Source organism: Variovorax sp. YR216 (assembly GCF_900107745.1).
Classification (GTDB): Bacteria; Pseudomonadota; Gammaproteobacteria; order Burkholderiales; family Burkholderiaceae_C; genus Variovorax.
Map to the genome: position 1 here is coordinate 64399 of NZ_FNRO01000017.1, position 22263 is coordinate 86661.

The 22263-nt window shown below is 67.0% G+C and carries 19 protein-coding genes; 10 read left to right on the forward strand and 9 right to left on the reverse strand.

Features of this window, described 5'->3' with window-relative positions; translation table 11 throughout:
• Window positions 1-3 precede the first annotated feature (3 nt).
• Window positions 4-1191, reverse strand: coding sequence for an NO-inducible flavohemoprotein (hmpA, locus tag BLW05_RS28710; RefSeq protein ID WP_093167060.1), 1188 nt, complete (start codon window positions 1189-1191; stop codon window positions 4-6).
• Window positions 1192-1347: 156 nt separating this feature from the next.
• Between hmpA and norR the strand changes: the two genes are divergently transcribed.
• Entirely contained in the window at window positions 1348-2919 is a 1572-nt protein-coding gene (gene norR / locus BLW05_RS28715; RefSeq protein ID WP_093167062.1) for a nitric oxide reductase transcriptional regulator NorR, read from the forward strand.
• A 7-nt stretch (window positions 2920-2926) separates the two neighbouring features.
• Here the strand turns inward: norR and BLW05_RS28720 are convergent, their stop codons facing one another.
• Window positions 2927-3751, reverse strand: a complete 825-nt coding sequence (locus BLW05_RS28720; RefSeq protein ID WP_093167065.1) for a metallophosphoesterase — start codon at window positions 3749-3751, stop codon at window positions 2927-2929.
• A gap of 24 nt (window positions 3752-3775) precedes the next feature.
• Here BLW05_RS28720 and BLW05_RS35625 point away from each other — a divergent pair, with 24 nt between their 5' ends.
• A complete protein-coding gene (locus BLW05_RS35625) occupies window positions 3776-4042 on the forward strand; it encodes a hypothetical protein (protein WP_143044954.1) in 267 nt (88 codons plus the stop codon).
• On the opposite strand, the gene BLW05_RS28725 is transcribed toward BLW05_RS35625, so the two are convergent.
• Window positions 4039-5019 carry a LysR family transcriptional regulator gene (locus tag BLW05_RS28725; RefSeq protein WP_093167067.1) on the reverse strand — a complete coding sequence of 327 codons (981 nt, stop codon included), beginning with the start codon at window positions 5017-5019 and terminating at the stop codon, window positions 4039-4041. The genes BLW05_RS35625 and BLW05_RS28725 overlap by 4 nt on opposite strands.
• 109 nt (window positions 5020-5128) lie before the next feature.
• Here BLW05_RS28725 and BLW05_RS28730 point away from each other — a divergent pair, with 109 nt between their 5' ends.
• Complete coding sequence (locus tag BLW05_RS28730; protein ID WP_093167069.1) at window positions 5129-5551, forward strand: hypothetical protein; 423 nt, start codon at window positions 5129-5131, stop codon at window positions 5549-5551.
• 93 nt (window positions 5552-5644) lie between these two features.
• Here BLW05_RS28730 and BLW05_RS28735 read toward each other — a convergent pair whose 3' ends face one another.
• The 3 genes from BLW05_RS28735 to BLW05_RS28740 form a co-directional block, all read right to left on the reverse strand.
• On the reverse strand, window positions 5645-7492 hold the full coding sequence (locus BLW05_RS28735) for a phosphoenolpyruvate carboxykinase (GTP) (protein ID WP_093167071.1): 1848 nt from the start codon (window positions 7490-7492) through the stop codon (window positions 5645-5647).
• A 204-nt stretch (window positions 7493-7696) separates the two neighbouring features.
• Window positions 7697-7849, reverse strand: a complete 153-nt coding sequence (locus BLW05_RS36135) for a hypothetical protein (protein WP_177142846.1) — start codon at window positions 7847-7849, stop codon at window positions 7697-7699.
• A gap of 80 nt (window positions 7850-7929) precedes the next feature.
• The gene (locus BLW05_RS28740) at window positions 7930-9129 is read right to left on the reverse strand and encodes a threonine ammonia-lyase (protein ID WP_177142847.1); all 1200 of its coding nucleotides are present in this window, start codon (window positions 9127-9129) and stop codon (window positions 7930-7932) included.
• Window positions 9130-9250: 121 nt separating this feature from the next.
• Between BLW05_RS28740 and BLW05_RS28745 the strand changes: the two genes are divergently transcribed.
• Together BLW05_RS28745 and BLW05_RS28750 are read left to right on the forward strand one after the other, a co-directional pair.
• Complete coding sequence (locus tag BLW05_RS28745) at window positions 9251-11572, forward strand: ATP-binding protein (protein WP_093167075.1); 2322 nt, start codon at window positions 9251-9253, stop codon at window positions 11570-11572.
• Window positions 11573-11631: 59 nt separating this feature from the next.
• On the forward strand, window positions 11632-13188 hold the full coding sequence (locus tag BLW05_RS28750; RefSeq protein WP_093167077.1) for a S41 family peptidase: 1557 nt from the start codon (window positions 11632-11634) through the stop codon (window positions 13186-13188).
• Here the strand turns inward: BLW05_RS28750 and recQ are convergent.
• From recQ to BLW05_RS28765, 3 genes are all read right to left on the reverse strand, one after another.
• Entirely contained in the window at window positions 13185-15062 is a 1878-nt protein-coding gene (recQ, locus tag BLW05_RS28755; RefSeq protein WP_177142848.1) for a DNA helicase RecQ, read from the reverse strand. The genes BLW05_RS28750 and recQ overlap by 4 nt on opposite strands.
• Before the next feature lie 94 nt (window positions 15063-15156).
• On the reverse strand, window positions 15157-16296 hold the full coding sequence (locus BLW05_RS28760) for an acyl-CoA dehydrogenase family protein (protein ID WP_093167079.1): 1140 nt from the start codon (window positions 16294-16296) through the stop codon (window positions 15157-15159).
• Window positions 16297-16313: 17 nt separating this feature from the next.
• A complete protein-coding gene (locus BLW05_RS28765; protein ID WP_093167081.1) occupies window positions 16314-17519 on the reverse strand; it encodes a CaiB/BaiF CoA transferase family protein in 1206 nt (401 codons plus the stop codon).
• A 92-nt stretch (window positions 17520-17611) separates the two neighbouring features.
• Between BLW05_RS28765 and BLW05_RS28770 the strand changes: the two genes are divergently transcribed.
• The 5 genes from BLW05_RS28770 (at window position 17612) to hutC (ending at window position 22231) form a co-directional block, all read left to right on the forward strand.
• The gene (locus tag BLW05_RS28770) at window positions 17612-18526 is read left to right on the forward strand and encodes a LysR family transcriptional regulator (RefSeq protein WP_093167083.1); all 915 of its coding nucleotides are present in this window, start codon (window positions 17612-17614) and stop codon (window positions 18524-18526) included.
• Between the two features lie 254 nt (window positions 18527-18780).
• Entirely contained in the window at window positions 18781-19746 is a 966-nt protein-coding gene (locus BLW05_RS28775; RefSeq protein WP_093167085.1) for an ABC transporter substrate-binding protein, read from the forward strand.
• A 32-nt stretch (window positions 19747-19778) separates the two neighbouring features.
• A complete protein-coding gene (locus tag BLW05_RS28780; protein WP_093167087.1) occupies window positions 19779-20624 on the forward strand; it encodes an ABC transporter permease in 846 nt (281 codons plus the stop codon).
• Window positions 20624-21403: an ABC transporter ATP-binding protein gene (locus BLW05_RS28785; protein ID WP_093167089.1), complete on the forward strand. Its 780-nt coding sequence runs from the start codon at window positions 20624-20626 to the stop codon at window positions 21401-21403. Before BLW05_RS28780 ends, BLW05_RS28785 begins: the two co-directional genes overlap by 1 nt.
• A gap of 102 nt (window positions 21404-21505) precedes the next feature.
• A complete protein-coding gene (gene hutC / locus BLW05_RS28790) occupies window positions 21506-22231 on the forward strand; it encodes a histidine utilization repressor (RefSeq protein WP_256330544.1) in 726 nt (241 codons plus the stop codon).
• Window positions 22232-22263: the final 32 nt, after the last annotated feature.

The following is a 22263-nucleotide window of genomic DNA, read 5'->3' on the forward strand; positions in this document are numbered from 1 at the left end:
GGCTTATTCCAGCGCCGAAGCCGGCCCGAAGAACTCGTAGCGCGCCTGCTGGTCCGGCACGCCGATCGCGCTGAGCGCGCGCTTCACCTGCTGCATGAAAGGCTTGGGTCCGAGGAAGTAGGCCTCGACGGAGCGCTTGTCGCCCGGCAGCCATTGCGCGAGCTTCTCCGCGTCGATGCGGCCGACGGCGTGCGGTGCATCGGCCTTGTCGGTCGGGGCTTCCTCGTAGCAGTAGAAGCGCTGCAACTGCGGATGCTTGTGCGCCAGCGCATCGATGGTGCGGCGGAAGGCATGCACGCCGCGCGTGCGCGCGCAGTGGATGAAGTGCACCGGGCGCGAGGTCTTCAGCGCCGCCTCGAGCATCGCGAGCGTCGGGGTGATGCCCACGCCGCCGCTGATCAGCACCAGCGGACGGTCGCTCTGCGTGAGCGTGAACGCGCCGGCCGGCGGGAACAGTTCGACCGTCGCGCCTTCCTGCACGTGGTCGTGCAGATGGCTCGACGCGACGCCGCCGTTCTCGCGCTTCACGCTGATGCGGTAGGTCTTGCCGTTCGGCGCAGCCGACAGCGAGTAGTTGCGGCGCACTTCCTGGCCGTTCACCACGAGGCGCAGCCCGATGTACTGGCCGGGCTGGAAGTCCACCACCGGCTGGCCGTCCACCGGCGCCAGATAGAACGAGGTGATCTCGTCGCTTTCGACTTCGCGGCGGACGACCTTGAAGTCGCGCGCGCCGCGCCAGCCGCCCGGCGCCTTTTCGTTGGCGTCATAGGCGGCCTTCTCGGCGCCGATAAGGATGTCGGCCAACTGCTGATAGGCCGCGGCCCAGGCGGCGATGACTTCGTCGGTCGCGATCTCCGCGCCGAGCACTTCGCGGATCGCGCGCAGCAGGCAGGTGCCGACGATCGGGTAGTGCTCCGGCTGCACCTGCAGCGCGACGTGCTTGTTGACGATCTGTCCCGCGAGGTCGCCGAGCGCTTCGAGCCGGTCGATGTTGCGTGCGTACATGAGCACGCCGTTGGCCAGCGCGCGCGGCTGCTCGCCGCTCGTCTGGTGCGCCTGGTTGAAGAGCGGGCGCACCTCCGGGTATTCGCCCAGCATGATCTTGTAGAAATGGGTCGTGAGGGCTTCGCCGCCGGTCTCGAGCAGGGGCACGGTGGCGGTGATGATGGCTTTCTGTTGCGTCGTGAGCATGGGAAGCAGATCCTTGGAGTGAGATGCGGATGCTCGTCTAATCGCAAGTGGCGTTCCAGGTGGACGCGCCTTGCGAATCAATGACTTGCGCTGGGATGATGTCTTTTTGATATCGCTAAAATGCTGTCCTTTTGACGTCATGCGTGTCTTAATGACATGAATTCCCAGCCCCTCCTTCAGGCCATCATCCCGCTGGTCGCCGACATCGCGCGCGAGCTTCCGGGCGCCGAGCGCTATCGCCGGCTGCTGGAGGCGGTGCGCATCCTGATGCCCTGCGATGCCGCCGCGCTGCTGCGCCTCGACGAGGGCTGGCTGGTGCCGCTCGCGGTCGACGGATTGAGCGCCGACACGCTCGGCCGCCGCTTCCGCGTGGACGAGCACCCGCGTTTTGCCTCGCTGCTCGAGGCGCAGGGGCCGTTGCGCTTTCCGGCCGACAGTCCGCTGGCCGATCCCTACGACGGCCTGGTGGAAGGTCATGAAGGCCATCTGCCGGTGCACGACTGCATGGGCTGCGTGATCCGCCTCGACGAAAAGCCCTGGGGGCTGCTGACGCTGGATGCGCTCACGCCGGAGCGCTTCTCGCGCCTGGACCTGGACTCGCTGCAGTCCTTCGCCAGTCTCGCGGCGGCGACGGTGAGCGTCGCGGGACACATCGAGCGGCTCGAATCCCGCGTCGTGCAGGAAAGCCTGCGCGCGGAGGGCTATCGCCTCGCGGCCGCGCCGCGTTCGCGGACGCTGATCGGCCGCAGCCCGCCGATGCGGCAGCTGCAGAAGGAAATCGAGCTGGTTGCCGGCAGCGACCTCACGGTCCTGATCCAGGGCGAAACCGGCGTCGGCAAGGAGCTGGTCGCCGAAGCGCTGCACGCGGCGTCGACGCGGGCCGGGCGGCCCATGGTGAGCCTCAATTGCGCGGCGCTTCCCGACACCCTGGTCGAGAGCGAACTCTTTGGCCACGTGCGTGGCGCGTTCACGGGCGCGGTGGGCGAGCGGCCTGGCAAGTTCGAGCTGGCGGATGGCGGCACGCTGTTCCTCGACGAGGTGGGCGAACTCGCGTCGGCGGTGCAGGCGAAGCTGCTACGCGTATTGCAGAGCGGGCAATTGCAGCGGCTGGGCTCGGATCGCGAACATCGCGTGGACGTCCGGCTGATCGCGGCGACGAACCGGAACCTCGCCGAAGAGGTGCGTGCAGGGCGGCTGCGCGCGGACTTCTATCACCGTTTGAGCGCCTATCCGCTCCAGGTGCCGCCGCTGCGCGAGCGGGCGCGGGACGTGTTGTTGCTGGCCGGCTTCTTCCTCGAGGAGAACCGGTCGCGCCTGGGACTCGGCGGCTTGCGGCTCGAAACCAGTGCGCAGGCCGCCTTGCTGGGCTACGACTGGCCAGGCAATGTGCGCGAGCTGGAACACCTGCTGGGCCGCAGCGTGCTGAAGGCGCTTGGCCGTCAGCCGCGTCGTCCACGCATCCTGAGTCTGGTGGCGGAGGATCTCGACCTGCCGCACGTCCAGGGCCGCGTCGAAGCCGTCGAGACCGGCGAGGACCGGCCCGCCGAGCCACCAGCGAATGGCCCCATGAGCGAGGCGGTAGACGCATTCAAGCGCAACCTCATCGCGGCAGCGCTGGTGCGCCACGACCACAACCTCGCGGCCGCGGCGCGCTCGCTGGGCCTGGACCGCGGCAATCTCGCGCGCCTCGCCAGGCGGCTGGGCGTGCCGACGGACAAGGGCCGCTGAAGAAAGCTCAGCCCTTGGCGCGCGGGGGCGGCACCTCGATGACGAGGTCCGGGCGGAAGTTCTCCTGCTCGCCCTTGGCCATGTAGCCGAGCGGATTCGCCACCACGCGGCAGCCGTCCTTCACATAGTCGAACTGGCAGTGCAGATGCCCATGCAGCCAGAGGTCCGCGCGGGGAAGCAACTCATCGAGGTTGTTGCAGAAGCCCGCGGTGCCCGGCGTCAGGCCGTAGCGCGGATCGGCACTCGCGAGCGTCGGCGCGAAATGGGTGATCGCGATGGTCGTGCCGTCGAAGTCCTGTGCGACCGCGTCGCGCAGCCAAGCCTGGCAGGCCAGCGACTGCGCTCTCAACGGTTCGGCGAGAAAGACTTCGCCATGGCGCACCGTGGCCGCTTTCTCCAGGTAGAAGTTGGCGGCGCGCATCGCCTTGCCGCGCTTCTTGAGTGCTTCGGTCATCGGGTCTGCAGGCTCGACGAGTGCATCGAAATCGGCCCAGAGCGTGGTGCCGATGAAGCGCACGCCGTCGATCACGCGGGCCTCGCGTTCGAGCCAGCCGATGTCCAGCGCTTCGCAGAGTTCTCGCAGCCGGCTGTGGACTTCGTCGAAGTCCGCAGCGTCGTATTCGTGATTGCCCGGCACGTACAGCACCGGCACCGGCCATCCATGACGCGGCGAGAACCGTTTCAGGCCGAAATCCGATTCCAGCAGCCTCGAACCCGGCTGGTAGGACCCGATGTCGCCCGCAAGCACCAGCAGGTCGGCACCCGGCGCGGGAGCGATCTCCAGCTTCGGATGGACTTCGATATGGAGGTCTGAGAGGAGCTGGAGCTTCATGAATGCAGTCTAGGCGAGGCTGTTATGCAAGAGGCGCATAGTTTGGTGTTTGAATATGTAGGGAAAACCCTTAATCTACGAGTCATCATCATTCTCAGAGCGCGTCTATCGCGCACGACCATGTTTACCTTGCTTGCCCAAGTGGCACGTTTCTTCCGTTCTTCCGGCCCGGCGAATGCCAACCTGGCCACCACCCTGATGGAAGCCGCAGACGGCCGCGCCGGCCTCGATGCGCATCATGCGCAGGAACTGCGCGCGGCCGCCAGCGCCTGGCTGAGCGTCATCCGCTAACCGGGGTCTTCGGGCAGCGGCGCGGGCCTCGCAAAGGCCGCGGCCGCGGACCGCAACAAGGCCTGCCGCAGCCATGCATGCGCGTGCGCATGCTGCGCGCGACGGTGCCAGAGCGCATCCACATGCACGGGTGGTTGCTCGAAGGGGAGGTCGCGCAGGACCAGCTGGTCCTGAATGCCGGTCACCCGCACGAAATGGCGCGGCATCACGGTGAGCAGGTCCGAATTGGCGACCACCCGGCCGGCCGTGAAGAACTGGTTGACCGTGACCACGATGCGCCGCTCGCGACCGAGTGCGCCCAGCGTCTGGTCGATGAAGCCGTAGGGCCTTCCCGAGAAGCTCACGAGCAGGTGCCGCGCCTCGCAATAGGCGTCAAGTGTCAGCGGTGCCGATGCAAGCGGATGATCCCGCCGCATCACGCAGACGTATTCGCCGACGTAGAGGCGCATGGTCTCGAAAGGCGTGCCGACTTCTGATTGGCCCTTGGCGGCCAGGCTGGCGATCACGGCGGGAAAGTAGCCGATCGCCATGTCCACTTCCTCGTTCTCGAGCATGCGCCGTGGATCGCGGGTCGTGAGTGGCAGGACCCGCAACGACACCGCCCGAGCCTCGCTTTCGACGATCCCGACCAGGCCCGGCATGAGCTCCGCCGCCGTGGCATCGGCCATGGCGAGAAGGAAGGTGGTGTCGGCGACGCCCGCGTCGAACTCCCCGGGCGCCAGCGTGTGCTGCAACTGCCGCAGCGCATCACGAACGGCGGGCCAGAGCGCCAGCGCGCGCGGCGTGGGCTCGACCCCGGCACCCGAGCGGCGGACAAGTTCGTCGCCCAACACATCGCGCAGGCGCCTGAGCGCATTGCTCACCGCGGGCTGGGTGATGGAGAGATTCCGGGCCGCCCGCGTGAGGTTGCGCTCTGCCATCACCTCGTCGAAGACGCGGAGCAGGTTCAGGTCGAGCGTGCGAAAGTTGACATCCATCAGCGCTGTGAATGATAAACATCAAGAAGATAAAGTGGAAAAACACTAGGGTATCCCCTAATATGACGTCATCGCATCCGGACCTTCGTCCACTTTGGAGGACATAACCATGACAAGCTTCGTACACGTAGATACCCCCGCCAACCATCCCGGCGTTGTTCGCGCCGAGGCCGTGATCGAGCACGCGCGCTCCGCACGCCGTGGCTTCGACGGCGCCCGCGGCTTGGCCGCGCTGCTGCTCGCCGCTATCGTTTCGTCGGTGCTGGTTGCCGCCGACCGCCTGATGTCCACCACGGAAGAAGGCGGCCTGCTGGTCGCGTGGGCCGTGCTGTGGGGCGTGGCCTTCGTTGCCATCGCGTTGTTCGCCGGTACCGCTCGTTCGCTGGCCGACCGCTTGGTCGTCGCGGCTCGCAAGAGCGCCCGCCGCCGCGCTGCCGCCCGCGCCGACGCGCAATTCCTGGCTTACGCCAAGTTCGACCCGCGAATCTTGCGCGACCTGCAGGTGATCGCGACGCGTCAAGAAGCGGCCTGAGCCGAATCGGTCTGCCGATTTGCTGATTGCCCGCGTGACGCGGGCCCATGAAAAAGCCGCCCTCGGGCGGCTTTTTGTTTGCCTTCGAGAACCTCAGGCGGCGAGGCGCTGCTCGATGGCGGCCTTGGTTGCCGGCAGTTCCTTCGGCAGGTGGTGCGCCAGCTGCTGGAACAGCTCGGCGTGCAGCTTGAGCTCGGCCTGCCATGCGGCCTTGTCGATGCTGGTGACGGTTTCGAACTGCTCGGCGCTGAAGTCCAGCCCGGTCCAGTTGAGGTCCTCGTAGCGAGGGCTGACACCGAAAACGTGCTCGGTGCCCTGCGCCTTGTTCTCGATCCGATCGATCATCCACTTCAGGACACGCATGTTCTCGCCATAGCCGGGCCAGACGAACTTGCCGTCCGCGCCCTTGCGGAACCAGTTGGTGGTGTAGATCTTCGGCAGCTTGGCGCCGGAGGCGGCGAGCTTCTTGCCGAGGTCCAGCCAGTGCTGGAAGTAGTCGCTCATGTTGTAGCCGGCGAAGGGCAGCATCGCGAACGGGTCGCGGCGGACGACGCCCTGCTGGCCGAAAGCGGCTGCGGTGGTTTCGGAGCCCATGGTGGCTGCCATGTAGACGCCTTCGACCCAGTCGCGGGCCTCGGTCACCAGCGGCACCGTCGTCGAGCGGCGGCCACCGAAGATGAAGGCGTCGATGGCGACGCCCTTCGGATCGTCCCATGCCGGGTCGAGCGCCGGGTTGTTGGTCGCGGCGACGGTGAAGCGGGCGTTCGGATGCGCGGCCTTGGCGCCGGTTTCCTTGGCGATGGCCGGCGTCCAGTCCTTGCCCTGCCAGTCGATTGCGTGGGCGGGCGCTTCGCCCATGCCTTCCCACCAGACGTCGCCGTCGTCGGTCAGCGCCACGTTCGTGAAGATCACGTCGCGGTCGAGGCTGGCCATGCAGTTCGGGTTGGTCTGCAGGTTGGTGCCGGGGGCCACGCCGAAATAACCGGCCTCGGGGTTGATCGCATAGAGCTTGCCATCGGCCGCGGGCTTGATCCAGGCGATGTCGTCGCCGATGGTGGTGACCTTCCAGCCGCTGAAGCCGGCCGGCGGGATGAGCATGGCGAAGTTGGTCTTGCCGCAGGCGCTCGGGAAGGCGGCGGCGACATGGTGCTTCTTGCCCTCGGGATTGGTCACGCCCAGGATGAGCATGTGCTCGGCCAGCCAGCCTTCGTCACGGCCCATGTTGGAGGCGATGCGCAGCGCGAAGCACTTCTTGCCCAGGAGCGCGTTGCCGCCGTAGCCGGAGCCGTAGCTCCAGATTTCGCGCGTTTCGGGGTAGTGGACGATGTACTTCGTCTTGTTGCAGGGCCAGGCCACGTCCTTCTCGCCGGCTTCCAGCGGCGCGCCGACGGTGTGGACGCAGGGCACGAACTCGCCGTCATCGCCCAGCACGTCGTAGACCGCCTTGCCCATGCGGGTCATGATCTTCATGTTGACCACCACATAGGGGCTGTCGGACAGCTCGATGCCGATATGCGCGATCGGCGAGCCGAGCGGACCCATGCTGAACGGCACCACGTACATCGTGCGGCCCTTCATGCAACCATCGAAAAGCGGCTGCAGCGTGGCGCGCATTTCGGCCGGGTCCATCCAGTTGTTGGTCGGACCGGCCTCTTCCTTCTTGGCCGAGCAGATGAAGGTGCGGTCCTCGACGCGGGCGACGTCGCTCGGGTCGGAGCTTGCGAGGTAGGAGTTGGGGCGCTTGGCCGGGTTGAGCCGCTTGAAGGTACCGGCATCGACCATCTGCTGGCAGAGGCGGTCGTATTCCTCGGTGCTGCCGTCGCACCAGTGGATCGCGGCGGGCTTGCACAGCGCGGCCATCTCGGCCACCCAGGCGATCAGTTTTGCGTTCTTGACATAGGAGGGTGCCTGCATGGCAAGACCCTTCAGCGGTGCGTTCATCAAAATCTCCTAAGTTGAAAATCGTCTTTTCAAAGGGGACTCGGCCTCTCGGCGGCGAGATCCATCGGAGAAAACGTTTCAGTCTATGGAGAGAAGCTGGGTCGCAACCAGCCGGTTATGCCCGCTTGAATCGAGGCCGTCTGTCGGCCTCCTGCTTCTTTTTTGGAGCGCGGGGCGGGGGCGAAGTGCCCCGCGACGGAAGAATCAGGCCACGTAGATGGCGATGGATGCCAGAAGCAGCATCAGGACGCCGCCGGCGATCGGCAGCACCAGGGGCATGAGATGGACGACCGACTCGACCGCGTCTTTTTCGACGGCGGCCACATGGCCGGGCTCAACGGGGGTGGGATGGGACATCGTTCTTCCTCGGGGTTCTCGGGACTCAGGCTATTTTACCGGCCGGGTTGCAATAGGGCGTCTAGGGGGTTCCCAGACCCTCAGTGTTGCTCGTCGGCTTCGAATCCGGCGGCCCGAAGCGCATCGAGCACGCTCGAGAGGTGCTCCCGCCCCCGGGTCTGCAGCACCAGCTCGACATCCACGTTCTGGGCAGTCTGCAGCGTGAAGGCGCGCTGGTGGTGCACCTCGTCGATGTTGGCGCCCGCTTGCGCCACAGTGGCCGTGATATGGGCCAAAGACCCCGGCACGTCGCGCGCACTCACCCGAATCCGCGCCAGCCGGCCCGCCCGGACCATGCCGCGCTCGATGATCGCCGCCAAGAGCAGCGGATCGATGTTTCCGCCCGAAAGCACCAGCCCGACCCGCTTGCCCGTGAACCGCTCCGGATGCCGGATCAGCGCCGCAAGCCCGGCGGCACCGGCGCCTTCGACCAGCGTCTTCTCGATTTCGAGCAGCATCAGCACCGCCTGCTCGATATCGCCCTCGTCGACCAGCAGGAGATCGTCGACCAGCCTGGCGATGATCTCCTGCGTCAGCACGCCCGGCGTGCCGACCGCGATCCCCTCGGCGATCGTGCTGGTGCCCTGCGCGTAGGACGTCCCCTTGACCGCGTTCACCATCGCCGGAAAGCGCGCCGTCTGCACGCCAATGATCTCGATGTCGGGCTTGCGAGCCCGCGCGGCCACCGCCATGCCGGCGATCAATCCGCCGCCGCCGACCGAAATGACGAGGGTGTCGAGGTCGGGCACCGCATCGAGCATTTCGAGGGCGATCGTTCCCTGCCCCGCGATGATGAGGTTGTCGTCGTACGGATGCACGAAGGTCAGGCCTTCGCGCTGCGCCAGTTCGAGCGCGTGGGCGCGCGCGCTTTCCAGCGTGTCGCCATGCAGCACCACTTCGGCGCCGAAGCCGCGCGTGCGCTCGATCTTCACGCCGGGCGTGAAGCGCGGCATGACGATCAACGCGCGCAGGCCCAGCCGCTGCGCGTGATAGGCCACGCCCTGCGCATGGTTGCCGGCCGACATCGCGATCACGCCGCGCGTGCCCGCCTCCGAGAGTTCGACCAGTTTGTTACACGCTCCGCGTTCCTTGAATGAAGCGGAGAACTGCAGGTTCTCGAACTTGAGGAAGACCTGCGCACCCACGATTTCCGAGAGCGTGCGCGACTCGACGCAGGGCGTTTCCAGTATTTGCCCCTCGAGGCGCCGTGCGGCTTGCTCTATGTCTTGGATGTCGACCATTGCGGGCATTGTGGATGGATTTGCAACTTCGGGATTTTTACCTGTCGTCAGGCTTCCCGAAGCCAAAAGTCTGCGCTATGGTCGCTTCCAGATTCAGTTTCCCCCTTGGAGGGTGTCCCCGATGGTCAAGCGTTCCGGCGTCGATGTCATGGCTGCGGCTTCCCGCGGCCATGCATTGCCTTCGCCCGGACTCAAGGAAGCGCCGGTGCTCGAGCTCATGTGCTCGCACTTCGTGCTCACGCTGGCCGCCAAGCAGGGGCCGCGCTTCAACATTCGCCGCGACCTCAACGGGCTCTTGTCGCTGACCGGGCGGCATCTCGTCTGGCCATTGCCGGTGCTGCAGCGCCTGCGCGAATTCCTGGCGCGGCGCTGCCTGGGCAACGACGCCTGGAAGGGCGTGGAGGAATACGACGGCCGGACGCTCCTGGAGCGGCACGGCGTGTGGCGCGGGCCTTATGAAGAAGGCACGCTGTTCTTCTACCTCGACGAGTACGCCAAGGACCAGCCCAAGGACCTGCTGTCGGTGCTGTCGGTCACGCGCGACTGGCTCACGCACGCGCTGCGCAAGCAGTCGACGCTGGTCGAGAAGAACATCGATGCCCTCGCGGGCCTGCTGCAACTCAACAAGGCCGAGCGTGCGCTGCTCCTGTACGGCACGCTCGCGCGCTACCAGCGCGATTTGCGTTCGCTGCTGGTGGAGTTCAAGGTCAACAACGCGCCCGAAGCCTATGCCGCGATTGCGGAAGTGGCCGGCGTCAATGCGAGCGAGGTGGGCGAGGCGCTGCGCGCCGGCTCCCGGCTCGAACGCATCGGGCTGGTCGAGAACCTCATCTCCGAGCACAACATCACCGATCTCGCCGATCTCATGAAGGTCAGCGAGAAGCTGCCGCCGGTGCTGATGCGCGAATACCGCGATCGCAACGAACTCATGGCCGTGTTCACGCGCCCGTCGGCCAAGAGCGCGCTGTCGGTGCACGACTTCTCCTTCGTCGAGGAAGACGCGCAGATGCTCGTCACGCTGCTGCAAGCGGCGGTCGCGCGCAAGGAGCCCGGCGTCAACGTGCTGCTCTATGGCCCACCGGGCACGGGCAAGACCGAACTCGCCAAGGTGGTGGCGCAGGCCGCCGGGCTGGAGCTCTTCGAAGTCGAGTACGCCGATCGCGACGGCAACTCCCTGTCGGGCCGCGACCGCTATCGCTCGCTCCAGATCGCACAGGTGTTCCTCAAGGGCAGCGAGCAGGCGGCGCTGCTGTTCGACGAAGTCGAGGACGTGTTCCCGCCGATCAGCACCGAAGCCGCGCAGATCATGGCGCGCGCCGAGCAGGTGCCTTCGCCCACCAGCGGCAGCGTGAGCGGCAAGGCGTGGGTCAACCAGATCCTCGAGTCGAACGCGGTGCCGACGCTGTGGGTCACCAACCGGATCGAGCAGATCGACCCGGCTTTTCGCCGCCGCTTCGCGTACCACCTCGAGCTCAAGTCGCCGCCGCCGGGCGCGCGCGAGCAGCTGGTGCGCAAGACGCTCGAAGGCGTTTCGGTGTCGGACGATTTCACCGCCAAGCTCGCCGCGCGCAAGGGCCTCACGCCGGCGCAGATCCGCACCGCCGTGCGCTTTGCCGAACTCGCGCGTACCGACGGCCAATCAATGGAGCGGCTCATCGAGCGCCAACTGAAGAACGCCGATCTCGCGCTCGGCAATGTCGATGGTCTGGGCGCGCGCCGCAGCGTGACCACCTACGACCTCGAGATGCTCAACGTCGAGACGCGCTTCGAGATCCCGCGCATCGTCGAGGCGCTCAAGGTGCGCGGCCACGGCACGATGTGCTTCTACGGCGCGCCGGGCACCGGCAAGACCGCGCTCGCGGAACACATCGCCAAGGCCATCGGCCGGCCGCTGATCATCAAGCAGGCGAGCGACCTCATGAGCAAGTACGTCGGCGAGACCGAGCAGAACATGGCCGCCATGTTCAAGGAGGCCGAGGCCGAGAAGGCCGTCCTGCTGCTCGACGAGGCCGACAGCTTCCTGCAGGATCGCCGCGGCGCGCAGCGCACCTACGAAGTGACCGAGGTCAACGAGATGCTGCAGGGCATGGAGCGCTTCGACGGCATCTTCGTCTGCACCACCAACCTGCTCGATCGGCTCGACCAGGCGGCGCTGCGGCGCTTCACCTTCAAGATCAAGTTCATGCCGCTGACCGCCGAGCAGCGCGAGCGCATGTTCATCGTCGAGGCACTCGAAGGCGACGCCTCGAAGATGACGAACGAGATCCGCAGCCGCCTCGCGAAGCTGCAGCAGCTGTGCCCCGGCGACTTCGCGGCGGTGAAGCGCCAGGTCGACATCCTCGCGGCGGAGTTCTCGCCAAGCGAGTTCCTCGACCAGCTCGATGCCGAGCATCGCATCAAACCCGAGGTGCGAGAATCGCGCGGCATCGGCTTCGTCCACTGAAGCCCCGCCACACCCACGACCATCCGCGCGCGGCTTCCGGTGCGCAGGGAGATTCATCGATGAGAGGAGTCCGCATGCTGGGCGCGGCGCGCCGCGTCATGGTGTTGGCCGCGCTGGCGACATTGGCCGCGTGCGGCGGGGGCGGTGGCGGCGGCGGCATCTCGTTGCCGCTGGCCGTGCCGGCCGCGACCACGGGCGATCCGATCGTCGCGTCGTCGACCGTCGCGGGCCAGTGCGCCGCACCGCGCAACGGCATCGATCCCGACACCGGCGCGGCCTTCCCCGATCGCCAGGGCTCGGCCGAAACCGAGAAGGCCTGGCTGCGCGGCTGGATCGACGAAACCTACCTGTGGTTCGATGAAGTGCCGACCAACCTGGTCGCCGCGAACTACACCACGCCGATCGATTACTTCAACGTTCTCAAGACGCCCGCGCTGACCGCGAGCGGGCGGCCCAAGGACCGCTTTCACTTCACTGCCGATACTGCGACCTATCGTGCGCTTTCGCAGAGCGACATCGACGTCGGCTACGGCTTCGAGCTCGCTTTCCTCAGCGCGGCGCCGCCACGCGACGTGCGTGTGGCCTTCTCGGAGCCTGGATCACCGGCGGCGCAGCAGGGCATCGTGCGCGGCACGAAGCTCGTCACGATCGACGGCATCGACGTCGCGGCGGGTTCGGACGTGAACGGCCTCAATGCCGCGCTCAATCCCGCCACCGTGGGCGAGTCGCACAGCTTCACGCTGCGCGCGCCCGACGGCAGCGAGCGCACCGTGAGCCTCGCGGCGGCCGGCATCACGCGAACGCCGGTACAGGACGTGAAGACCCTCTCCACGGCCAGCGGGCCGGTCGGCTACATGCTCTTCAACGATCACCTCGCGACGGCCGAGGCGCAGCTCATCGCGGCGATCAACCAGCTCAAGGGCGCCGGCATTTCCGATCTCGTGATCGACATGCGCTACAACGGCGGCGGCTACCTGGACGTGGCGAGCGAGCTGGCCTACATGGTTGCGTCCCCGGCCGCGACGAATGGCACTGTCTTCGAGCGCATGCAGTTCAGCAGCAAGAACCCCTTCCATGTGACCACGGCGCAGGCGACGCTGCCTTTCTACTCGACGTCGCGCGGCTACTCGACGCCGGCGGGCCAGGCGCTGCCGCAACTCGGGCTTTCGCGCGTGACGGTGCTGACCGGGCCCGATACCTGTTCGGCGAGCGAATCGGTGATCAACAGCCTGCGCGGCGTTGGCGTCACCGTGAACCTCGTCGGCGGCGCGACCTGCGGCAAGCCGTACGGCTTCTTCCCGCAGGATAACTGCGGCACCACCTATTTCGCGATCCAGTTCCAGGGCGTGAACCAGCAGGGCTTCGGCGACTATGGGGACGGCTTTGCGCCCACTTGCGCGGTGGCGGACGACTTCGACCATGCGCTGGGCGATCCGGCGGAAGGACGACTCGCCGCCGCCTTGGCGCTGCAAGGCTCCGGTGCCTGCCCGACCGCATCGGCGAGCAAGGCCGACGCGGCGCGCAGCAAGGCAGAGGTGGGTGGAACGCCGTATCTCGTGCGCTCGCCGGTCCGTGAAATCCGCCTCGTGTCGCCGCCGGCGGCCGGTCCTGGCTAGAACGAAGCGCAGACGCGCAGCACGTCCGCGCCGTAGGCTTCGAGCTTCTTGGCGCCGATGCCGCTGATGCCCTGCAGATCTTCGAGCGTGGCGGGCGCGCGTTCCGCAATGGCCGCGAGCGTGGCGTCGTGGAAGATCACGTAGGCAGGCAGGTTGTGCTCGCGTGCGACTTCGCCGCGCCAGGCCTTGAGTGCTGCAAAGCGGGCCTGGCCCGTGTCATCGAGCGTCGCGGCGGCCGGCGAGGGCGCGCCGCGCGACGTCTTCTCGCGCTTCTTTCGCTCTGCCGGCTGCGAGACGGATTCGCGCAGCATCACCTGCGTTTCGCCGCGGAGCACCGAGCGCGATCCGTCGGTGAGCTGCAGGGTGTTGAAAGCCTGCGCATCGACCGACAGCGCACCCGTCGCGATCAACTGCCGCAGCACGCCGCGCAACTGCGGCTCGGTGAACTCGCTGCCGATGCCGAAGGTGCTGATGCGCTCGTGGCCGTACTGCTTGACCTTCTCGGTCGTCTTGCCGCGCAGGATGTCCATGATGTGCCCCGCGCCGAAGCTGATGCCGCTTTGCTGCTGCACGCGATAGATGGTGGACAGCAGCTTGCGCGCGGCATCCGTGCCGTCCCACACCTGGGGCGGCGTGATGCAGTTGTCGCAGTTGCCGCAGGGTGTGCTCTGCTCGCCGAAGTAGTCCAGCAGCCGCACGCGCCGGCAATCGCTGGCCTCGGCGAGCGACAGCAGGGCATCGAGCTTTCCGCGCATCACCTGCTTGAACTCTTCGCCGGCAGGGCTCTCGTCGATCATGCGGCGCTGGTTCACCACGTCCTGCAGGCCGTAGGCCATCCAGGCGTCGGCCGGTTCGCCGTCGCGGCCGGCACGGCCGGTCTCCTGGTAGTAGCCTTCGATGTTCTTGGGCATGTCCACGTGCGCGACGAAGCGAACGTCGGGCTTGTCGATGCCCATGCCGAAGGCGATGGTGGCGACCATCACGATGCCCTCTTCGCGCAGGAAGCGGTCCTGGTTCTTCTGCCGCACTGCGGCGTCCAGGCCCGCGTGATAGGGCAGTGCGTTGAGCCCCGCGTCGCACAGCGACTGCGCCAGGTCCTCCACACGCTTGCGCGACTGGCAGTAGATGACGCCCGCGTCGCCTTCATGCTCGCGCTCGATGAAGCGCATGAGTTGCGTGGTCGCGTCCTTCTTCTCGACGATGGTGTAGCGGATGTTCGGGCGGTCGAAGCTGGAGACGAACTGGCGCGCCTCTTCGAGCCGCAGCCGCTCCACGATGTCGGCGCGCGTGAGCGCATCGGCGGTGGCAGTCAGCGCGATGCGCGGCACGCCGGCATAGCGTTCGTGCAGAACGGTCAGCGCGCGGTACTCGGGTCGGAAGTCGTGGCCCCACTGGCTCACGCAATGCGCCTCGTCGATCGCGAACAGCGAGAGTTGGCCGCGCTCGTGGAGCGAATCGAGCTGCGAGAGGAAGCGCGGCGTCGTCACGCGCTCGGGCGCCGCGTAGAGCAGGGTGATCTCGCCGCGCATCATGCGGCGTTCGACGTCCTGCGTTTCTTCCCAGTCCAGCGTGGAATTGAGGAAAGCCGCGCTCACGCCCGCCTCATGCAGCGCGCCGACCTGGTCGTGCATCAGCGCGATCAGCGGCGACACCACCACCGTCACGCCCCCGCCGGAGCGGTGCCGCGCGATGGCCGGGATCTGATAGCACAGCGACTTGCCGCCGCCCGTGGGCATCAGCACCAGTGCGTCGCCGCCGGCGGTGACGTGGTGCACGATTCCCTCCTGGGGACCTCGGAAGCGCGCATAGCCGAAGACGTCGTGGAGGATCTGCTCCGGCGACGCGGCAATGGATTCGGATGGCAGGGCGGACACGGTTGTTGTGCTTCTGGTGGCTTCTGGGACGGCACGCGCACCTCCCGTGCGCGCGGACGCCCATTGTCTCCGAAGCCGCCCTGGCGCGCCGCGCTCAGCCCAGCACGATGCGCGCGATGATGTTGCGCTGGATCTCCGAGGAGCCCTCGTAGATGCGCAGGATGCGCGCGTCGCGCACGTAGCGCTCCAGCGGCATCTCGCGGGTGAAGCCGTAGCCGCCGTGGATCTGCAGTGCGGTGTCGGTGACGAAGGCCACCATCTCCGACGCATGCAGCTTGGCCATCGCCGATTGCAGTGTGAACGGCTGCCCCGCGGTGCGCAGCGCCAGCGCCTGCATGGCGAGGCCCCAGGAGGCTTCGAGCCGCAGCTTCATGTCCGCGAGCATCCACTGGATGCCTTGCCGCGTGGAAAGCGCCTCGCCGCCGATCTGGCGGTCGTGCGTCCACTGCACCGCGGCCGCGAGCGCGGCCTCGGCGATGCCGAGCGATGTCGCCGCGACGTCGAGGCGGCTGTTGTCGAGCACCTTCATCGCGGTCCTGAAGCCCGAGCCTTCCTCGCCGAGCCGGTTGGCGACCGGTACTTCCACCGACTCGAAAGCCACTTCGAACGCATGCCCCCCGCGAATGCCCATGAGCTTCTCGTGCGACGAGATGCGGATCCCGGGGCTCGCGGTGTCGACGATGAAGGCGCTCACGCCGCGCGCGCCCGCCGCGGCATCCGTCTTTGCGAACACCACGAGAAACTTCGCCTCGGCCGCGTTGGAGATGAAATGCTTGACGCCGTCGATGCGGTAGACGTCGCCGTCGCGCGTCGCGCGTGTGCGCAGATCGGCGGGATGCGATCCGCCGCGCGGCTCGGTCAGCGCGAAGCCCGCGAGCCATTCGCCGCCGGCTGCCTTGGGAAGCCATTGCGCGCGTTGTTCGTCGTTGCCGCCGATCAGCACGGCGTCCGTGCCGAGGTAGTGCGCGCCGATCATGGAGGAAGTCGCCGCGCAGGCGCGCGAGATTTCCACCAGCGCCAACAGCATCGCGGTCGGCGATACGCCGGGGCCGCCCCAACGCTCCGGCAGGTTCATGCCCATCAGGCCCAGTTCCGCGAGCTGGGGCACGTGGCAGGTGGCCGAGCGCTCTTCTTCATCGATCTCGCGCGCGAGCGGGGCGAGCGCTTCGCCCGCAAAGCGTGCGACTGCATCGGCGAGGGCCTGGTCTTCGTCGGTGACACCGAGTCGGTTCATGTCGTTTCCTTTCGTGGTCAATCCGGAGTGCCGAAGGCGCCCGCTTCACGCAGTTCGGCGAGCTTGTCGATCCCGCAGCCCAGAAGGCTCGCGAGCAGGTCGTGCGTGTGCTCGCCCAGCGCGGGCGCGCGTTCAGCGCGGTTGGGTGCGGCGCCGTTGAAGCGCACCGGCTGCGTCGGCAGTTGCAGGCCGGGCAGGCGCTCGTCGTGCACCGAGCGCAGCAGTTCGCGCGCATGGGCCTGCGGCGAGTCGAGCGCCTGCGCGATGGTCCAGATCGGCGCGGCGGGAACGCCGGCGTGCTCCAGACGCGCGACGACTTCTTCGGTGGAATGCAATGCGGCCCACGATTCGATCAGCGCGCGCAAGGCAGGCTCGTGCTCGGAGCGCGATTCGTCGCTTGCAAACCGGTCGTCCCCGGCAAGCGCAGGCATTTCCATCGCCGCAGCGAGCGCGTCGAACAGCTTCTTGTTGAGCACCGCGAGCGCGAAGTGCCCGTCCTTCGCGCGGTAGACGCCGAAGGGCGCCGACAGCGGGTGCCGGTTGCCCACGCGCCGCGCCGGCTTGCCGGTGAAGAGAAAGCGGGCCATCGACGTCGCGAGAAAGCTCAGCGTGGTGTCGAACATCGCGACATCCACATGCTGGCCGCGCCCGGTGCGCTGGGTCTGCAGCAGCGCCGCGAGCGTGGCCCACGACGCGAAGAGGCCGGCGACCACATCCGAGACCGCTTCGCCGACCAGCGTTGGCGCGCCGTCCGGGTCGCCGGTGGCCTCCATCAGGCCGCTCATCGCCTGCACGATGATGTCGTAGGCCGGCCGATGCGCGTAGGGGCCGGTCTGCCCGAAGCCCGACACGCTCACGTAAACCAGCTTCGGGTTGTGCCTCGACAGTGCCTCGGCCCCGATGCCGAGCCGGTCCGCGACGCCGGGGCGGAAGTTCTCGACCACCACGTCGGCGCGCTCCGCGAGCTCGCGCACCAGCCGCACCGCCTCCGGATGCTTGAGGTCGAGCACCAGGCTCTTCTTGTTGCGGTTCATCACCGTGAAGAGCGCGCTTTCGCCGTTGCGCATCGGGCCGATGGCGCGGTAGTCGTCGCCGTGCGGTGGTTCGATCTTGATGACTTCGGCGCCCAGGTCGGCCAGCAGCGCCGTCGAGAGCGGCCCGGCGAGCACGCGGGTGAAGTCGAGGATGCGGATGCCGTCGAGGGGACGGGCTTCGGAGGTCATGGCGGTGTCCTTTCGAGACGGGATTTGCGCCATGGTCGGCCAGGACTGGATCAAATGAAAATACTGTTGTCTGATGCCTTGGATCAAGAAAGATGATTCACCTGAACCTGCGCCAGCTCGAATATTTCGTCGCCGCGGCGCGCCACGGGGGCGCTGCGCGAGCGGCCGAAGCGCTGAGCGTTTCGCAGCCGTCGATCTCCAAGGCGATCGCCGACCTGGAAGCGCAATGGGGCGAGCCGCTCTTCGTGCGCCTGCATGCGCGCGGGCTCGAGCTCACCGCGGCCGGCGTTCTGCGCCACCGCGAGGCGCATGCGCTGCTCGAGAAGGCGCGGGCGCTGTCGATGCCGCGCACCGGCGAACTCGCGGGCCTGCTGCGCGTGGGCTGTTTCAGCACGCTCGCCCCGCGCTACCTGCCGGACATCCTTGCGCGCATGCGCAGCGCATGGCCGGCCATCGAGATCCAGCTCTTCGAAGGCGACACCGAGACCCTCACGCGCATGCTGGAGCGCGGCGCGCTCGACGTCGCGCTGATGTACGACCTCGGCCTCGCGCGCGGCGTGCGGCTCGAAGCGGTGACGCAGTTGCGTCCCTATGCGTTGCTTCCGTGGGGCCACCGGCTCGCGGCTTCGACGAGCCTTCGCATCGCCGATCTCGCGCGCGAGCCGCTGGTGCTCATCAACCTCCCGCACAGCCGCGAGTACTTCCTGTCGCTGTTCCGCGATGCCGGCGTGACGCCGCAGATCGCACACGAGAGCACTTCGCTGGAGATGGTGCGATCGCTAGTCGCGAACGGACTCGGCGTGTCGGTGCTGACCACGCGGCCGGTGCGCGACCAGGCGTATGACGGCAAGCGCATTGCCTGCCGTCGCCTGCGCGGGCAGCTCGCGCTCCAGTCGGTGGTGCTCGCCTATCCGCAGCCGCATGGCTTCGCCTCGCCGTTGACCGCGCCGCTCGCAGAGCTGGTGCGAGCCAGCGTCTCGAAACAGGCGGACGCGCTCACCAGCTGACGCCGAATCTGGCACGGGCCTTGCAAAAACAAGGTCAATTCGCTGCCCCGCATCCCTGTCTAGACAGCTTTTGGTGCATGAAACCGCTTTCTTGCACTGGGAGTGGGCGAAACGTCTCTTGATCTTGGAAGACATTTCGGGTTAACCTGTATATACAGGTGCATCGCAGCGAATGAAACTCGGCTCCGTTGCTGGAATTGCCCTCTTCAGGCGCCAGCCAGCCGAACCTTTTGAAACGCAACAGGAGAACCTTGATGGTCAAGTCGGTCGGAAAAATCGCCTCGCTGGTCGCGGCAGCTGCATGCGCCCTCGGCATCGCGACAAGCGCGAATGCACAGGAAACCAAGATCGCCCTCGGCATGTCCGGCTGGACCGGCTTCGCGCCGCTCACGCTCGCGGACAAGGCCGGCATCTTCAAGAAGAACGGGCTGGACGTCGAACTGCGCATGATCCCGCAGAAGGACCGCCACCTTGCGCTGGCCTCGGAAGCGATCCAGTGCGCCGCGACCACCGTCGAAACGCACGTTGCCTGGAACGCCAACGGCGTGCCGATCGTGCAGATCTTCCAGATGGACAAGTCCTACGGCGCCGACGGCCTCGCGGTGCGCAACGACGTCAAGAGCTTCTCCGACCTCAAGGGCAAGGCGATCGGCGTGAGCGCGCCGGGCACCGCGCCGTACTTCGGCCTCGCCTGGATGCTGAACAAGAACGGCATGAGCATGAAGGACGTGAAGCTGGTCTCGCTGGAGCCGCAACCTGCCGCGCAGGCCTTCGTCGCGGGCCAGAACGATGCGGCCATGACCTACGAGCCGTACCTCTCGACCGTGCGCTCCAACCCGACCGCCGGCAAGATCCTCGCCACCACGCTCGACTACCCGATGGTGATGGACACCGTCGGCTGCGCGCCGAAGTGGCTCAAGGCCAACCCCAAGGCCGCGAAGGCGCTGGCCGATTCGTACTTCGAAGCGGTCGAGATGATCAAGGCCGACCCGACCAAGGCGAACGAGATCATGGGCACGGCGGTGAAGCAGTCGGGCGAGCAGTTTGCCAAGTCGTCGGCCTACCTGCGCTGGTCCGACAAGGCGGCCAACCAGAAGTTCTTCGCCAACGACATCGTGCCCTTCATGAAGGACGCGCAAGGCATCCTGCTGGAGGCGGGCGTGATCCGCAAGGCGCCTGAAGACCTCAACGCCACCTTCGACACCAGCTTCATCAAGTAAGAGCGGCCATCATCATGAGCGCGACGCCTGTCATGAACTCCTCCAAGCCGGTGATTTCTGCCGGGTCCGTCGCCGCTGCGGCGGCGCCCCGCCGCCGCCGTGCCCTCGCTCCACTGGAGCCCGTCAGCGCCCGTTCGCGCTGGATGCTCGGCCTGGGCTTCTTCGTGGTCTTCGTGGTCGTCTGGGGCTTCTTCACGCTCGGCGGCTTCGTGTCGCCGACCTTCCTTGCCAGCCCGGTCACGATGGTGAAGGAGGGCATCAGCCTCTTCACCGAGTTCAACTTCGCGCACGACATCGGCATGACGGTGTGGCGCGTGTTCGGCGGCTTCGTGATCGCCGCGATCATCGCGGTGCCGCTGGGCATCGCCATGGGCACCTGGAAGAGCGTGGAGGCCTTCTTCGAGCCCTTCGTCTCGTTCTGCCGCTACCTGCCGGCGTCGGCCTTCATTCCGCTGTTGATCCTCTGGGCCGGCATCGGCGAGGCGCAGAAGCTGCTCGTGATCTTCATCGGCTCGGTCTTCCAGATCACGCTGATGGTGGCCGTCACCGTCGGCAGCGCGCGCCGCGATCTGGTCGAGGCGGCCTACACGCTGGGCGCCAAGAGCCGCGGCATCGTGCTGCGCGTGCTGATTCCGGGCGCCGCACCGGGCATCGCCGAGACGCTGCGCCTCGTGCTCGGCTGGGCCTGGACCTACGTGATCGTCGCCGAGCTGATCGGCTCGTCGTCCGGCATCGGCCACATGATCACCGACAGCCAGGCGCTGCTGAACACCGGGCAGATCATCTTCGGGATCATCGTCATCGGCGTGATCGGCCTCATTTCCGACTTCGCCTTCAAGGCCCTCAACCGCCGCATGTTTGCGTGGAGCACCCTGTGATGAACCAGCTTTCCGTTCGCGGCGTGTCCCGCACCTTCACCGGCACGCGTGGCCAGAAGACGCAGGCGTTGCTGCCCATCGACTTCGAAGTGCGCGAGAACGACTTCGTCACCATCCTCGGCCCGTCGGGCTGCGGCAAGTCCACCTTGCTGCGCATCGTTGCCGGCCTCGACTACCCGACCGAGGGCCGCGTGCTGCTCGACGGCCAGACCATCGAAGGCCCGGGCGCCGATCGGGGCGTGGTGTTCCAGAGCTACACGCTCTTCCCGTGGCTCACGATCGCGCAGAACATCCGCTTCGGCCTGCGCGAGCGCGGCATGAGCGAGGCCGAGCAGAAGGAGCGCAGCGACTTCTTCATCGCCAAGGTCGGCCTGCGGGGCTTCGAGAACCACTTCCCCAAGCAGCTCTCCGGCGGCATGCAGCAGCGCACCGCGATCGCGCGCGCACTGGCCAACGACCCGAAGATGCTGCTGCTCGACGAGCCCTTCGGCGCGCTGGACAACCAGACCCGCGTTCTGATGCAGGAGCTCTTGCTCGGCATCTGGGAGTCCGCACGCAAGACGGTGCTCTTCGTCACGCACGACATCGACGAGGCGATCTTCATGGCGAACCGCGTCGCGGTGTTCAGCGCCCGGCCGGGCCGCATCAAGACCGAGATCCCGGTCGACTTCCCGCATCCACGCCACTACACAATCAAGACTTCACCGGAGTTCATGGAGATCAAGGCACGCCTCACCGAGGAAATCCGCGCCGAGTCCATGGCTGCTGCAGAACACTGAACGACCACGCAAGAAGACACCATGAGCGCCACCCCCCTTCGCAAGACCGCCGAGACCCGCACGACGGAGCCCCGCACATCGGGCGCCGCCGCGAATTCGGCCATGCCTGCGTTGGCGCTCTACGAGCAGATCAAGTCCTTCATCACGCACAAGATCCAGGACGGCTCGTGGGTGGCCGGCCATCGACTGCCGTCGGAAAGCGAACTGGTCGCGCAGTTCGGCGTGGCCCGCATGACGGTGAACCGCGCGCTGCGCGAGCTGGTGGAGCAGGGCCGCATCGTGCGTGTGGCCGGCGTGGGCAGCTTCGTCGCGGAAGACAAGCCGCAATCCACCCTGCTGCAGATCGCCAACATCGCGAGCGAAATCCGCGCGCGCGGCCATGACTACCGCTGCGAATTCCTCGTTGCGGAGCGCATCGCCGCTTCGCCGGATGTTGCGGTGTGGCTCGACCTGCGCCCCGGCGAATCGGTCTTTCACACCGTGTGCCTGCACATGGAGAACGACGTGCCGGTGCAGCTCGAAGACCGCTACGTCAACCCGCGCGTGGTGCCGGACTTCCTCGAGCAGGACTTCTCGAACCTGCCCCCCAGTGAATACCTGGTGCGCAACGTGCCCTTCGACCAGATCGAGCATGTCGTGGATGCGGTGCTGCCGACCGCCGAGCAGGCCGAGCGCCTGGACATGCCGTCGACGGACCCCTGCCTGCTGCTCACGCGGCGCACCTGGACACGCACCGTCCCCGTGACGATGGTGCGCTGCCTGCACCCTGCTTCGCGCTACCGGCTCGGCAGCCGGTTCCGCGCCGACGGCAACCCCAGCATCGGCTGAGGCCGCACCGACACGCACTTCGTTTTTTGACG

What these genes read in the sequence shown, in the direction of transcription:
- hmpA (WP_093167060.1), bottom strand. Translation starts at nt 1,191, where the DNA reads ATGCTCACGACGCAACAGAAAGCCATCATCACCGCCACCGTGCCCCTG.
- norR (WP_093167062.1), top strand. Translation starts at nt 1,348, where the DNA reads ATGAATTCCCAGCCCCTCCTTCAGGCCATCATCCCGCTGGTCGCCGAC.
- BLW05_RS28720 (WP_093167065.1), bottom strand. Translation starts at nt 3,751, where the DNA reads ATGAAGCTCCAGCTCCTCTCAGACCTCCATATCGAAGTCCATCCGAAG.
- BLW05_RS35625 (WP_143044954.1), top strand. Translation starts at nt 3,776, where the DNA reads ATGCAAGAGGCGCATAGTTTGGTGTTTGAATATGTAGGGAAAACCCTT.
- BLW05_RS28725 (WP_093167067.1), bottom strand. Translation starts at nt 5,019, where the DNA reads ATGGATGTCAACTTTCGCACGCTCGACCTGAACCTGCTCCGCGTCTTC.
- BLW05_RS28730 (WP_093167069.1), top strand. Translation starts at nt 5,129, where the DNA reads ATGACAAGCTTCGTACACGTAGATACCCCCGCCAACCATCCCGGCGTT.
- BLW05_RS28735 (WP_093167071.1), bottom strand. Translation starts at nt 7,492, where the DNA reads ATGAACGCACCGCTGAAGGGTCTTGCCATGCAGGCACCCTCCTATGTC.
- BLW05_RS36135 (WP_177142846.1), bottom strand. Translation starts at nt 7,849, where the DNA reads ATGTCCCATCCCACCCCCGTTGAGCCCGGCCATGTGGCCGCCGTCGAA.
- BLW05_RS28740 (WP_177142847.1), bottom strand. Translation starts at nt 9,129, where the DNA reads ATGGTCGACATCCAAGACATAGAGCAAGCCGCACGGCGCCTCGAGGGG.
- BLW05_RS28745 (WP_093167075.1), top strand. Translation starts at nt 9,251, where the DNA reads ATGGTCAAGCGTTCCGGCGTCGATGTCATGGCTGCGGCTTCCCGCGGC.
- BLW05_RS28750 (WP_093167077.1), top strand. Translation starts at nt 11,632, where the DNA reads ATGAGAGGAGTCCGCATGCTGGGCGCGGCGCGCCGCGTCATGGTGTTG.
- BLW05_RS28760 (WP_093167079.1), bottom strand. Translation starts at nt 16,296, where the DNA reads ATGAACCGACTCGGTGTCACCGACGAAGACCAGGCCCTCGCCGATGCA.
- BLW05_RS28765 (WP_093167081.1), bottom strand. Translation starts at nt 17,519, where the DNA reads ATGACCTCCGAAGCCCGTCCCCTCGACGGCATCCGCATCCTCGACTTC.
- BLW05_RS28770 (WP_093167083.1), top strand. Translation starts at nt 17,612, where the DNA reads ATGATTCACCTGAACCTGCGCCAGCTCGAATATTTCGTCGCCGCGGCG.
- BLW05_RS28775 (WP_093167085.1), top strand. Translation starts at nt 18,781, where the DNA reads ATGGTCAAGTCGGTCGGAAAAATCGCCTCGCTGGTCGCGGCAGCTGCA.
- BLW05_RS28780 (WP_093167087.1), top strand. Translation starts at nt 19,779, where the DNA reads ATGAACTCCTCCAAGCCGGTGATTTCTGCCGGGTCCGTCGCCGCTGCG.
- BLW05_RS28785 (WP_093167089.1), top strand. Translation starts at nt 20,624, where the DNA reads ATGAACCAGCTTTCCGTTCGCGGCGTGTCCCGCACCTTCACCGGCACG.
- hutC (WP_256330544.1), top strand. Translation starts at nt 21,506, where the DNA reads ATGCCTGCGTTGGCGCTCTACGAGCAGATCAAGTCCTTCATCACGCAC.